Annotated in this window: 9 protein-coding genes; 3 read left to right on the forward strand and 6 right to left on the reverse strand. The window is 68.8% G+C overall.

Features of this window, described 5'->3' with window-relative positions; all coding sequences use genetic code 11:
* Together FPZ11_RS15665 and FPZ11_RS15670 are read right to left on the reverse strand one after the other, a co-directional pair.
* On the reverse strand, window positions 1–1227 hold the full coding sequence (locus tag FPZ11_RS15665) for a polyamine ABC transporter substrate-binding protein (RefSeq protein WP_146322019.1): 1227 nt from the start codon (window positions 1225–1227) through the stop codon (window positions 1–3).
* Window positions 1227–2411: an ABC transporter ATP-binding protein gene (locus FPZ11_RS15670; RefSeq protein ID WP_146322020.1), complete on the reverse strand. Its 1185-nt coding sequence runs from the start codon at window positions 2409–2411 to the stop codon at window positions 1227–1229. The genes FPZ11_RS15665 and FPZ11_RS15670 overlap by 1 nt, the downstream gene beginning before the upstream one ends.
* A 476-nt stretch (window positions 2412–2887) precedes the next feature.
* Between FPZ11_RS15670 and FPZ11_RS15675 the strand changes: the two genes are divergently transcribed.
* Complete coding sequence (locus FPZ11_RS15675) at window positions 2888–5020, forward strand: S9 family peptidase (protein ID WP_146322021.1); 2133 nt, start codon at window positions 2888–2890, stop codon at window positions 5018–5020.
* Between the two features lie 119 nt (window positions 5021–5139).
* On the opposite strand, the gene FPZ11_RS15680 is transcribed toward FPZ11_RS15675, so the two are convergent.
* Genes FPZ11_RS15680 through FPZ11_RS15690 form a run of 3 tightly spaced genes read right to left on the reverse strand, consistent with a single transcriptional unit; the run spans window position 5140 to window position 8789 of the window.
* A complete protein-coding gene (locus FPZ11_RS15680) occupies window positions 5140–5763 on the reverse strand; it encodes a response regulator (protein WP_146322022.1) in 624 nt (207 codons plus the stop codon).
* On the reverse strand, window positions 5760–7067 hold the full coding sequence (locus FPZ11_RS15685) for a sensor histidine kinase (protein ID WP_146322023.1): 1308 nt from the start codon (window positions 7065–7067) through the stop codon (window positions 5760–5762). Before FPZ11_RS15685 ends, FPZ11_RS15680 begins: the two co-directional genes overlap by 4 nt.
* 3 nt (window positions 7068–7070) lie before the next feature.
* The gene (locus tag FPZ11_RS15690) at window positions 7071–8789 is read right to left on the reverse strand and encodes an MFS transporter (RefSeq protein ID WP_146322024.1); all 1719 of its coding nucleotides are present in this window, start codon (window positions 8787–8789) and stop codon (window positions 7071–7073) included.
* A gap of 168 nt (window positions 8790–8957) precedes the next feature.
* Here FPZ11_RS15690 and FPZ11_RS15695 point away from each other — a divergent pair, with 168 nt between their 5' ends.
* Window positions 8958–10457, forward strand: a complete 1500-nt coding sequence (locus FPZ11_RS15695; protein WP_146322025.1) for a glycosyltransferase family 39 protein — start codon at window positions 8958–8960, stop codon at window positions 10455–10457.
* A gap of 189 nt (window positions 10458–10646) precedes the next feature.
* On the opposite strand, the gene thyX is transcribed toward FPZ11_RS15695, so the two are convergent.
* Window positions 10647–11378, reverse strand: coding sequence for an FAD-dependent thymidylate synthase (thyX, locus tag FPZ11_RS15700; protein WP_146322026.1), 732 nt, complete (start codon window positions 11376–11378; stop codon window positions 10647–10649).
* A gap of 115 nt (window positions 11379–11493) precedes the next feature.
* Between thyX and FPZ11_RS15705 the strand changes: the two genes are divergently transcribed.
* On the forward strand, window positions 11494–12681 hold the full coding sequence (locus tag FPZ11_RS15705; RefSeq protein WP_146322027.1) for a MarP family serine protease: 1188 nt from the start codon (window positions 11494–11496) through the stop codon (window positions 12679–12681).
* Window positions 12682–12857 lie beyond the last annotated feature (176 nt).

Below are 12857 nucleotides of genomic sequence, written 5' to 3' on the forward strand. Positions count from 1 at the left end.
TCACCCCTGGATCACCGGGTTGAAGATGGAGTTCCATTCCTCGTATTCGTCGTAGTCCTTGAACACGCGGAAGTTGTGCGTCACCTTGTCGACGGCGGGGCTCGGGAAGACCAGCGGACTGTTGGCGACGTCCGGATCGTCGAGCTCCTTCAGGATGTACTCCTTCGCCGAAGGCACCGGGCACACATAGTTCACCCAGTCCTCGACCATGCCGGCGATCTCCGGCGTGTAGTAGAAGTTCATCCACGACAGAGCAGAGAGCGGGTTCTCGGCCTGCATCGGAATCATCATGTTGTCGTGCCACACCATCTGGCCTTCGGCCGGGATGACGAACTCGAGGTGCTTGGCGCCGTTGGCCTGCGCCTGGAAAACGTCGCCCGACCACGCCTGCGATATCCAGGTGTCGCCGTTCTGCAGCTTGTCGATGTAGCTCTGGTCGTAGTATCCGGAGACGTTGGGGCGGCCCTCCTTCAACCAGGCAGCTGCCTTCCGCCAGTCGGCAGGCGTCGACGTCGTCGGCTCGATGCCGACGGCGAGCAGCCCGGCGGAACCGAGCTCGGTGTTGTCGTTCATCATGCCGACATGGCCCTTGAACGCCGGGTCGAGCAGGTCTTTGAAGCTGGTCACCTTCTTGGGCGCGAGCTTGGTGTTGTATGCCAACCCGGTGAACCCGGTCTGCCACACGACCGAATGCTTGTTGTTCGGGTCGTACGGCGGGTTCTTCACGTTGGCGGCCGCGTTCTTCGCGAAGTTGGGCAACCGGGAGTGGTCCAGCTGCATGACGAAACCGTTGCTGATCATCTCGGTCAGCTCCCAGCCGTTGGTCATGACCACGATGTCGTAGCCGATGTCCTGGTGGGCGCGCAGCTGCGGCGCAACGGTTGCATAGAAGGGGGCGTTGTTCTGGATGACCTGCTGGTAGTTGACCGCGATTCCGGTCGCCTTGGTGAAGGCCTCCAGAGACGGGTACTTGCCCTTCTCCTGGTCGATGTACAGCGGCCAGTTGGCGAAGTTGAGATGCTTCGTCGGCTTCTGCTTCGCCCAGAACGCCTTCCAGTCGATCTTCTGAACCGCCGCGCCTTCTGCGGAGCCGGGGATGGAGCAGCCGGCGAGACCGGCTGCGATCGCGGCGCCGCCGACGCCGAGAAGGGCGCCGCGGAGCAGTGTTCGACGAGAGATGCGACGCTGAGTCAGGCCCCTGAGCAGGGCGGGATCGATGTCGTTCATCAGCCGACCGTGCCGACGTTCGACGTCACGGGAGCGGCCTCGCCACGCGAATCCGCTGCCGAGGGCAAGAGGAAGCCGTGCTCGGCGGTCCACGAGACGGTGACCTGCTCGCCGGTTCGCGCACGCGCGTCGTCCGACAGGTTCTGGGCGAACGCCTTGAGCACGCCCCAGGCGGTGTCGATCTCGTACTCGCTGCTCGCCCCGAGATAGGTGGCGGTGCGCACGGTGCCGCCGACGGTGTTGGACGTGCCGGGCGTCGCGGGGCTTCGTGTCACCACGAGCTTCTCGGGACGAAGGCCGACACGGGCATCCGTCGCGGCGATGGCGTGGAAGTCGTCGTCGCTCGCCACGACCACGGGCGTGCCGTCGGGCAGGCGCAGGCCGCCGCGCTTGTCGTACTCCGCAGGAAGGATGTTGCAGGAACCGAGGAACTCGGCGACGAACTGCGTCGCGGGTCTGTCGTAGACACGCTGAGGGGTCCCCATGTCTTCGATGCGACCGCCGTTCATCACCGCCAGTCGGTCGGCCATCGACATGGCCTCGTTCTGGTCGTGCGTGACGTAGAGGAACGTGATGCCGACCTCCTGCTGGATGCGCTTGAGCTCGAGCTGCATCGACTTGCGGATCTTGGCGTCGAGCGCACCCATCGGCTCGTCGAGCAGCAGCACCTTGGGCTCGTTGACGAGAGCGCGTGCCAGCGCGACGCGCTGCTGCTGGCCGCCGGAGAGCTGGTGGGGGCGGCGCTTGCCGAAACCGGCGAGGCCGACGAGTTCGAGCATCCGCTCACCGCGCTTGGCGATGTCGGCGGATGCCACGCCCTTGCGCTTGAGCCCGTAAGCGACGTTGTCGGCGACGGTCATGTGCGGGAAGAGCGCGTACGACTGGAACACCGTGTTCACGTCGCGCTTGTACGGCGGCAGCATTGTCACGTCGCGGCCGTCGAGTTCGATGGTGCCCATGCTGGGCAACTCGAATCCGCCGACCATGCGCAGGGTGGTCGTTTTGCCGCAGCCGGACGGGCCCAGCAAGGCGAAGAACTCGCCCTGGGCGAGTTGCAGGTCGATGTCGTCGACAGCGGTCGAGTCGCCGAATCGCTTGGTCACGTGCCGGATCGCGATGGCCGGTCGATCGCTCCCGGTGGATGTGTCGGGTAGGGCAGCGCCCTCACTCGCCAGGGTCGTCATTGTTCTCCTTCGAAACACATCGTCGTGTCACGTCGGAAAGCCGAGGTTACGGGGAGCGCACGGAGTGCGATATCACCTGCGACTTTCGTGACCATCCGACGATTTCAGACATTCTTGCAAGCCTCACTGCGGGGGTGCGGGTAATTCGGTACCGAATAGGTATCGACTCCGGGCATTTTGTCCGACGACTCGTCCGGTGCCGCCGAGAGTGTCCCTTCCCGTCGCCGATGGTGCCCCTTTCTCTCGCCGAGAGTGCGCCTTTCTCGCGCCGAGCGTGCCCATTTCGCGTGCCGGGGGCGCGACTTCGTCCTCCGCCGGGCCGTCGTCGGCCCATCGTCGGACGATCGGCCCGGCATCCAGCGGCCGAATGCCGCCGTGATCGCCGCGACGACGATCAACACGCGCGTCGTCTGCTCCGCTCCGATCCGTCGGAGCAGAGGCAGAGGCGAGCGCCGTGCGCGGCATAACCTGAACGGATGACCGAAGCCGCAGCCCACCCCGCAGCGTCGTCTGCCGCGCAGTCCGCGAAGCCGCGCGTCGCGCCGTACGGCGAGTGGACATCCCCGATCACAGCCCTCGACACCGCGCAGACCGGCGGTGTCGTCGCAGAGCCCGCGTTCGTGGGCGACGAGGTGTGGTGGCTCGAGCTCGTGCCCGCCGAGCAGGGGCGGATGGCCGTGCGCCGGCGTGGGGCCGACGGCGAACCGGCCGATGTGCTGCCGGCCCCGTGGAACGCCCGCAGTCGCGTGCACGAATACGGCGGCGGCTCGTGGGCGCAGATCGACGGCGACCTCGTCTTCACCGAGTTCACCGACCAGCGGCTCTACAGGATGCCCGCATCCGGCACACCCACCCCGCTCACCCCCGAAGGCCGCGGCTTCCGTTTCGGTGGCATCGCCATTCGCCGCGACGCGCTTCTCGGCACGGATGCCGACGGTCGCCCCGTGCGCGCCGACGCGGTTCTCGCGATCCGCGAGACGCATCACGGCGACGGCCCCAGCGACCTGAGCCGGGATGTCGTGCTGGTGCCCCTCGACGGCTCCGCCGCCGCGGATGCGTCGCGCATGGTCTCGGTCGCCGCGGGCTCGTGGTTCTTCGCTCAGCCGACGTTCTCGCCGAACGGCAGGCGACTCGCGTGGATCGCATGGGACCACCCGAACATGCCGTGGGACGGCACGGAGCTGCGCGTCGGAGAGGTCGGCGACGACGGCCGGGTGACATCGTGGCGCACCGTGCTCGGCGGCCCGACGGAGGCGGTGCAGCAGCCGGAGTGGATCGACGACGACACGCTCTACGCGGTGAGCGATCGGAGCGGGTGGTGGAACATCTACCGACTGGACGCCACCGTCGGCGCATCCGGCGGTGACCCGGTCGCGGTCACGAGCCTCGAGCGCGATCTCAGCGGACCGCTCTGGAGCCTGAGCGGTGGACGACCGTATCTCATCGAGCCGGACGGGACCCTCGTCGCGGTGGCGACCCTTGGTACCGACAGGCTGCTGCGAATCGTGGGAGCTCCGGGCGGTTCCGGCGTGGATGGGGCAGGGGCGGCCAGTGGTTCCGGCACACCCGGTGGTTCCGGCGCGCCCGGCGGGCTCGGTGCAGCGGGCGAGGCATCCATCGAGGAACTGACGACGCCGTTCGACGAGATCGGGCTCGGCGGGGAGCGGAACGGGGCGCTTCTGGTGGTGTCGGGGAGCGCGCGGGTGGGCCGCGGCATCCGCGTGCTGCACCCGGACGGACCGATCGACGATGTGCGGGTCATCGGTGGCGCATCGTTGGACGATGGCTACCTTCCCGACGCCGAGGTGATGACGTTTCAGGGGCCGCAGCGCGAGGTGCACGCGGTCGTGTACCGCCCGAAGAACAAGGACTTCGTCGCGCCCGAGGGTGAGCTGCCGCCGTTTGTCGCCATGGTGCACGGCGGTCCGACCGCGCACACGTCTCCGCAACTGAGCCTTGCGATCGCTTACTGGACGAGCCGCGGCATCGGCGTCATCGACGTGAACTACGGCGGTTCGACCGGCTACGGACGCGAGTATCGCGAACGGCTGCGCGGCCAGTGGGGCGTCGTCGACGTCGAGGACACGATCACGGCGGTGCGCGGGATCGCGGATGCCGGCATCGCCGATGCGCATCGCCTGCTGATCCGAGGCGGTTCCGCAGGCGGGTGGACCGTGCTCGCCGCACTCACGACGTCGGACGCCTTCGCGGCCGGCGCATCCCATTTCGGCGTCGCCGAGCTGACGGAGTTCGTCAAGGAGACGCACGATTTCGAGTCGCGCTACGTCGACGGCCTCATCGGGCCGTTGCCGGATGCCGCCGAGCTGTACGAGTCGCGAGCGCCGATCAACCACATCGACGAACTCGCCACCCCGGTGCTTCTGCTGCAGGGACTCGACGACCCGATCGTTCCGCCGTCACAGGCGGAGCGCTTCATCGAGGGGTTGAAGTCGCGCGGCGTGCGCTACGCGTACCGGTTCTACGAAGGGGAGTCGCACGGCTTCCGGCGCGTCGAGACCAAGGTCGACGCGCTCGAGCGCGAACTCGGTTTCTACGGCGCCGTGCTCGGATTCGCGCCGCCCGGCGTCCCCGAACTCGAGCTGCTCTGACGCCGTACAGTCATCCACGAACGACCGCGCAGGACATGCGTGCGGCCGCGGACGTATCCGACGCGGCTCTCCGCATATCCTGCAGCGCGCAGGTCCGCGGGCCGAGCCCGCCGGGACTGTCAGCTGATCACGCCGAGCTCGATCGCCTTGCGCACCGCCGAGGTGCGGTCGGTGACGCCGAGCTTCTCGTAGGCACGACTCAGATAGGTCTTCACGGTCGTCTCGCTCACGAAGAGCTCGGCGCCGATCGCCGCGTTCGTGCGCCCCTCTGCGGCGAGCCGCAGCACGTTGATCTCCTGGGGCGACAGCGACGGGCGGGCATCCGTGCGGCGTTGCATGCTGTCGATCAGAGCCGTCTGCGCCGAGGGCGTGAGCACCGTCTCGCCGCGGGCGGCGGCGCGCACGGATCGGGCGAGGGCATCCGGCTCGATGTCCTTCAACAGGTATCCGGATGCCCCGGCCTCGATCGCCCGCAGAATGTCTCGGTCGGTCTCGTACGTCGTGAGCACGACCACACGGGAGGTGCGCGCCGCCGTGATGGCGCGGGTGGCGTCGACACCGTCGCCGCCGGGCATCCTCAGGTCCATCAGCACCAGGTCGGGACGCAGCGCCGCCGCCAGCTCGACGGCCTCGGGGCCGGCGGATGCCTGCCCCACGATCTCGATGTCGTCGAACGCCGTGAGCATGGCACGAATGCCCTCACGCACGATCGGGTGGTCGTCGACGAGCACGATGCGGATCACGGCGTCTCCTCCTCTGCGGCACTCGGCAGCGGCAGTACGGCGCGGATGCTCGTGCCCCCGCCCGCGCGCGACGCCACCGCGAGCGTTCCGCCGGCTTCGTCCACCCGCGCGCGCATTCCGCGCAACCCGTAGCCGCCGGACGCGCTGCCCGCAGCCCCGCCGGCTGCTGAAGCCGTCGCGCCGCCCGCCCGTTCGCCCATCGCGCCGCCCGCCCCGGCGCGCTCCACAACGTCAGGATCGAACCCGACCCCGTCGTCGATGACGGAGAGCGCGACGGCGTCATCGGCATAGCTCAGCATCACGTCGACGTGCCGCGCGCCCGCGTGCCTGCGCACGTTGGCGAGGCACTCCTGCGCGACGCGGAGCAGCACGACCTCGACCCCGGCCGGCGTCGGCAGCACGGCGCCGTCGAGCACGAACTCGGCACCGGCGGCGGTCTCGGCCTGGAACTGCGCGACGAGACGCTGCAGGGCCTCGGCGAGCGAGGCATCCTCGAGTCGTGCGGGGGAGAGCGCCGCGATGATGCGCCTGGACTCGGTGAGGTTCTCCTGCGCGGTCTCGGTGATGAGGGCGATGTGGCGGCGCGCGGCATCCCGGTCGCTGTCGAGCTCGCTCTCGAGTGCATGGCCGAGCGTGATGATCGAGGTGAAGCCCTGCGCGAGCGTGTCGTGCATCTCCCGGGCGATGCGGGCCCTCTCTGCACCGGCACCGCGCTCCGCCGAGAGAGCAGCGACCTCGGCCTCGCGCTCGTGCAGTTGATCGATGAGCCGCCTGCGCTCCTCGCTCTGCGCGGTGACCGCGGTCATCCTGCTCGAGAAGAAGATCGAGAACGCCACGATGAACACGGTCGTTCCGATGAGCTGAACCACCTCGGGGACCGAGACCGACTGCAGTGCGATGCGGAAGACGAGCGGCACCGCGTTGATCGCGACGACGGCGATCGCCGCCGCGGTGGGTCGGAACATGAGGAAGAGCTCCGGGCAGAGCGCGAAGAGTGCGAGCGACGCCCACGGGTTCAACACGACGGCGACGGTGAAGAGCACGACGGAGACGGCGAGGTAGGTCCACGCCTGCCAGGAGTTGTCCCGGATGCCCGCCCGGCTCGGCCGCGCGAGCATCCAGTACACGATCTGCAGCACGACGACGAGCGCGGCAGAGACGGCAGCGCCCGCCATCGTGGGCGACGGGATGGCGAGCACCACCACGACCGTGCCGACCGTGGCCAGCGCGACGAAGATCAGCCAGTCGCGGAAGTCCGCGTCTCGCGGGCGCTCCTCGGTGTCGCGGTGCTCGTCGGAGGTCATCGACTAGACCCTAGCTGCGTCCGTGCCGGTGCCGGTGTCAGCAGCGGAGCCCTCCGCGCTCGTTCCCTTCTCGGCTGCGTCGGGCTCATCGAACTTCGCCGACACCTGACCCTTCGGGTACAGCACGCCGAGCACCGCAACCGCGAGCATCGCCACGGCCATGCCGACGAACGCCCACGCCACCGACTCCGCGTACCCCTGGTGCACCGCCTGGATGAACTGCTCGCGCACCGCGGCCGGCAGCGCAGACAGGTGCTGTGAGGTGGAGGCGGCCGCGGCTCCGCCGATGCGCGAGACCGCGTCGGCAGCATCCTGTGCGCTGGCGCCGAGCTTCACGAATGAGGCGGTCAGCTTGTCGGAGAGCACGCCGGTGACGACCGTGCCGAGCACCGCGATGCCGAGTGCGCCGCCGAAGTTGCGCATGGTCTGCGAGATGGCGGTCACCTCGCCGTAGGAGGCCCCGATGGCGCGGTTGACGGCATCCGTGCTCGCGGCGCTGAACATGTAGCCGATGCCGAGCCCGGCCAGCAGGATGGGCCAGGTCTGCGCGTTGAAGAAGGCACCGGGGCCCGACGGGATGCTCGTCACCGAGTACGCGAGCCAGGCGAAGCCCGCAGCGCCGGCGAGTCCGCCGAGCACGAGCACGCCCTTCGCGCCGCTGCGGTCGAAGCGCACGGAGCCGAGACGCGAGGCCACGACGAAGCCGATGAAGAACTTGAGGAACAGCAACCCGGTCGAGAGCGCGGAGAGCTCCAGCGACACCTGGCCGTACACGCTGAGGAAGAAGAAGGTGCTGAGGAACGCGATCGAGGCGAAGAGTGTGGCGAGTGTGGCGAGCGTGAACCCGCGGTCGCGGAACACCTGCAGCTTGACGAGAGGCTGTGCGGTGCGCGACTCGACGAACCCGAAGAGCACGAGAAGCAGGATGCCGCCGCCGATCGAGCCGAGCACCGCCGGGTTCGTCCAACCCCATGGCGCGGCCTGCTGCAGACCGAACACGATGCCGGCGAGTCCCGCGGCCGCGATCAGCGCGCCGACGAGATCGATGCGTTCGCGCTTCGGGGTGGAGCCGGATGCCTTGCGGCGCTCAGCCGCGATCGCCACGATCACGAACGCGGCGATCGCCAGCGGAACGTTGACCCAGAAGATGGCGCGCCATGTCCACACGCTCAGGTAGCCGCCCGCGATCGGGCCGACGGCCGTCATCGCGCCGGTGATGGCGAAGAAGATCGCCATCGCCCGACCGCGCGACTCGCGCGAGAAGCCCTGCACAACGAGGCCGATCGCTGCAGGGAACATCAGCGCGCCCGCCGCGCCCTGCAGCACCCGCGCCGTGATCAGCCACGGAGCGGCCAGGTCGCCCTCGGGTGCGAGCCCGCAGAGCAGCGAGGTGGCGCCGAAAGCTGCGATGCCGATCAGCGCCATGCGCTTGTGGCCGACGACGTCGGCGAGACGTCCTCCGAGCAGGAACACGGCGGCGGTCGCGATCAGATACGCGTTGACGGCCCACTGCATCGCGTCGTGGCTGAAGTGCAGGTCGGCCTCGATGGTCGGCGCAGACAGCGCGACGATGGTCTGGTCGATGGTGGTCATCGACACCGCGATGATCAGACCGACGAGCGCCGTGACGTTGCCCGTCGTGCCGAGGCCGGCCGACGAGCCGCGCCCCGCCGGCGCGCGCCCGGAGCCGGCCGATCCGGTGCCTGACGATGCGAGTGACATGAGGTTTCCTCCCGAAGAACAGCACCCGTTCGGATGCCTGATCCCAGGCTCGTCATTCCCGCCCCGCCGCGGCACCGACGACAGGTCGGAGTGCCTGTCATCCGATCGGAGGACACGGCGCAGGGCCTGCGCGGCATGGGCGTCCCCGGCGCTCGCTACTCTGATCGCATGTCAGCGACGCTCGTCGCACCACCCATCTCCGAAAGCGAACGCGTCGTGCCGCGGTTCGCCTGGCTGCCCGTCTTCACCGCGATGGGCGCCCTGCTGCTTCTGCTCGGCGCCACCTCCAACGCGTACGGCTACCATCGCGACGAGCTGTACTTCCGCATCCTGCCGCCGGCGTGGGGATACACGGACCAGCCGCCGCTCACACCGCTGATCGCTCACGCCACAGCGATCTTCGGCGACCAGCCCTGGTCGCTGCACGTGCCAGCCATTCTGTTCGCCGTGGCATCCGTCGGGGTCGTCGCGCTGATCGCACGTGAAGTGGGCGGCGGGGGACTGGCCCAGGGTCTGGCCGCGTGGGGATACGCATTCGGCGCCGTGACCCTGATCATGGGGCATTCGTTGTTCACGGCATCCCTCGACCTCATCGTGTGGCCCGCGGTGATGCTGTTCGTGATCAGGGTGTTCACTCGCGCCCAGCCGTGGTGGTGGATGATCGCAGGCCTCGTCGTGGGTCTGAGCATGTACAACAAGCTGCTGATCGCCATGCTGCTGATCGGCGTCGCCGTCGGTCTGCTCGCGGTAGGGCCGCGCACGGCGCTGGCATCGTGGTGGCCGTACGCCGGCATCGGGGTCGCGCTCGTGATCGGCGCGCCCAACCTCGTCTATCAGGTCGTGAACGGGTGGCCCCAGCTGCAGATGGGTGCTGCGCTCGCGGCGGAGAAGAGCGGGGACGTGCGGCCGCTGCTCGTTCCGTTCCTTCTGATCGAGCTCGGTCCGTTCCTCGTGCCGATCTGGGTCGCCGGCATCGTCGCCCTGTTCCGTCGCCGTGCCTGGCGTTCGTTGCGCTGGATTCCGATCGCCTTCGTCGTGGTCGTCGCGCTCGTCTTCCTCGCCGGGTCGCAGGTCTACTACGGCTACGGTCTGCTCGCGACGGTCTACGCGATCGGATGCGTTCCCACGGCCGAGTGGGCACGTCGACGCAGGTGGCGGCTCGCCCTCGTCATCGTGGGCGTGGTCGTGAGCTCGGCAGGCGGCATCCTGCTGTCGTTGCCGATTCTGCCCGTGCGGGTCGAGGCGAACACGCCGATCGGCGCCATCGATCAGGCGATCCGCGACCAGGTCGGATGGCCGCAATACGTTGAAGAGGTCGATGATGTCGTTCACCAGGTCGCCTCAGGCGGCGACACCGTGATCATCGCGACGAACTACGGCGAGGCCGGCGCCCTCGACCGCTATCTGCCCGCCGGATCGCCCGGTGTGTACAGCGGTCACAACGCGTTGGGCACGCTGCCGCCTCCGCCGCGGTCGACGAAGACCGTCGTCTTCGTCGGTGCGGAGTACCCGCGGGCGGAACTGTTCTTCCAGCACTGCGTCGTCTCCGGCCACCTCGACGACGAGGTCGGCATGGACAACGAGGAGCAGGGCCAGCCGATCGCGGTGTGCACGGGGCCGACGGTGTCGATGAGCGACCTGATGGCGAAGTTGCGGCACCTCGGCTGATGGCCGTGCCGCTCCAGACCGCCGAAATGGCGGGAGGAACCGGCCGCTATGGGTGCGCGAAGAGGCATTTTCGCCCACAAGGTGGTCGCGGCGGCAACAGGCATACCCTCGGCCGGCCACGAAGAGCCTTCGGTTCTCGATCTCGGCTGTGGCTGGGGCGAGGGGGTGACGCGTGAGAGCCGGTCCTGCCTACGGCGCGACCCGCCCGGCGTCGATGAACGCCTTGTGCGTGATGGGCATCAGGCGAGCGAACTGCGCCTCCATCTGCTCGGCGACCAGCTGGATCTCGCGCTGCGGCGAGCTGGGAAATCGTGCGTCGGCGCTCTGCACGCGCAGTGAGAGGAACGACATGAGCGAGCGAGCATTGCAGGTCGCGTACATCGAGGAGTACGTGGCGACAGGGAGCACACCCCGCGCGACCTCGCGAGCGATGCCGACATCCAGCATCTCCCGGTAAGCCTCGTAGGCGGCGCTCACCGCGCGCCGGGTCGCTCGTGCAACGACCTCGTGCTGCTCGACGGTGCCCGGCTCGAAGATGTAGTGGCCCGTCTTGCCGACCTGGACGAGTGGTCGGCTCTCGTCAGGAACGTAGAAGACGGGCGCGAGCTCGCGATATCGACCCGATTCCTCGTTGTACGACCAGCCGATGCGGTGTCGCTGAAACTCGCGGAACACGAAGATCGGCGCCTGCACGTAGAACGTCATCGAGTTGTGCTCGAACGGCGTGCCGTGCCGGTCGCGCATGAGGTATCGGATCAATCCCTCCGATCGCGCGGCGTCGGCGTCGAGCGCGTCCAACGACTTCTCGCCGGATGTCGACACTCGCGCCGCCCAGATGACGTCGGAGTCCTGCGCCTGGCCCCTGATCAGTTCTGCACGCACATCGCTGCGGAACTGCGGTGTCTCGATCTCCGAAGGCATGCGGCATCCTCTCGTCCCGGCCGTCGGCCACCACGCGCGTCGCGACCCCGCAAAGGCTACCGAGAACGCAGCCCCACCCCAGCACCCGCACAGCTATACCGGCGAAAGTAGTCGGGTGGAGCTCGCCGTCGACATCGTGCTCGCGCTTGCCGCGGTGGCGGCGATCGCCGTGGGCTGGCATCGTGGCGCCCTGGTCACCGCGCTCTCCATGGTCGGGCTCATCGTCGGCCTGTGGATCGGGCTTCTGCTCGCCCCCGCCATCGTCGATCTGCTGTTTCCCAACGCGCACGGCAGCCTCATCGCCCGCACCGTTGTCGCCGCGGCGGTCGTGCTGGTGTGCGGGGCGGTTCTCTACGGCGTCGCGACAGGATTGGCGACCTCACTGCGCAACCGCGTCGACCGCCGCAAGGCGCTGAACGGCATCGATGCAGCAGGTGGTGCCGTCGTCGGTCTCGTGGCGTGGGCGGCCGTCGTCTGGCTCGTGGCCGGGTTCGTGCAGTCGTCGTCGATCTATCCGGCGTCGGAGATGGCATCCGCCTCTCGCATCGTCACCGTGCTCGACGACATCGCCCCGATGTCGCCAGCGACCGCGCTCGGCGCACTCGATGAAGCGCTCGGGTCGGCCGGGTTGCCCGAGGTGTTCTCCGGCACCGAGACCATTCCGCAGACCGCGGCGCCCGACGCCACCATTCCGGCCGCCGTCACAGCCGAATCGGCGAGCGTCGTGAAGGTCGAGGCCATCCAGGCGAGCTGTTCGATGGAGTCGAGCGGCAGCGGGTGGGTCGAGGCACACGGGGTCGTCGTGACCAACGCGCACGTCGTGGCCGGGGCATCCTCCGTGCAGGTCATCGGGCAGGATGACCGCATCTACGACGCCACGGTCGTCGCCTTCGACTCGCAGCGCGACGTGGCCGTGCTGCGGGTTCCCGACCTGCAGGCCCCCGTGCTGCGCCAGGGCTCGTCGCTCGTGGCCGGCGCCCCCGCCGTCGTCGCCGGCTACCCGGGCGGCGGCCCGTACACGCTGGGATCCGCACGTGTGCGCGCCGAGCTCGAGGCCGCCGGAACCGACATCTACCAGCGCAACGCGGTCGTGCGCGACGTGTACTCGCTGCGGGCCGTCGTGCGGCCCGGCAACTCCGGCGGTCCGCTGTTCGATGACTCCGGCGAGGTCGTCGGCATGGTGTTCGCGCGTTCGACGACGGATGCCGACACCGGCTACGCGCTCACCCTCGCCGAACTGCAGCCCGTGCTCACGAACGCCGGCACGACGCGCGTCGCGACGGGGGTCTGCACGTCGGAGTGACGCGGTCCGTACCTCGGAGTGACGCGGGCCTGAGCCCCGGAGTGACACGGGTCGGACAGGTCGTACTGCCCCCGTTCGGTCGTCAGGCGCGAGACGCCTTTCTGAACACTGCGTGAACTCGATGAACGGCCGGTGAACCGGTCCGTTTCCGGTGCCAGCATGGCATCCGTTCGGGG

It is taken from the genome of Humibacter ginsenosidimutans (genome assembly GCF_007859675.1).
GTDB classification, from domain to species: Bacteria; Actinomycetota; Actinomycetes; order Actinomycetales; family Microbacteriaceae; genus Humibacter; species Humibacter ginsenosidimutans.

Excerpts from the sequence above, each read along its gene's own strand:
- FPZ11_RS15670 (WP_146322020.1), bottom strand. The coding sequence starts at position 2,411 with ATGACGACCCTGGCGAGTGAGGGCGCTGCCCTACCCGACACATCCACC.
- FPZ11_RS15690 (WP_146322024.1), bottom strand. The coding sequence starts at position 8,789 with ATGTCACTCGCATCGTCAGGCACCGGATCGGCCGGCTCCGGGCGCGCG.
- FPZ11_RS15665 (WP_146322019.1), bottom strand. The coding sequence starts at position 1,227 with ATGAACGACATCGATCCCGCCCTGCTCAGGGGCCTGACTCAGCGTCGC.
- FPZ11_RS15685 (WP_146322023.1), bottom strand. The coding sequence starts at position 7,067 with ATGACCTCCGACGAGCACCGCGACACCGAGGAGCGCCCGCGAGACGCG.
- FPZ11_RS15695 (WP_146322025.1), top strand. The coding sequence starts at position 8,958 with ATGTCAGCGACGCTCGTCGCACCACCCATCTCCGAAAGCGAACGCGTC.
- thyX (WP_146322026.1), bottom strand. The coding sequence starts at position 11,378 with ATGCCTTCGGAGATCGAGACACCGCAGTTCCGCAGCGATGTGCGTGCA.
- FPZ11_RS15675 (WP_146322021.1), top strand. The coding sequence starts at position 2,888 with ATGACCGAAGCCGCAGCCCACCCCGCAGCGTCGTCTGCCGCGCAGTCC.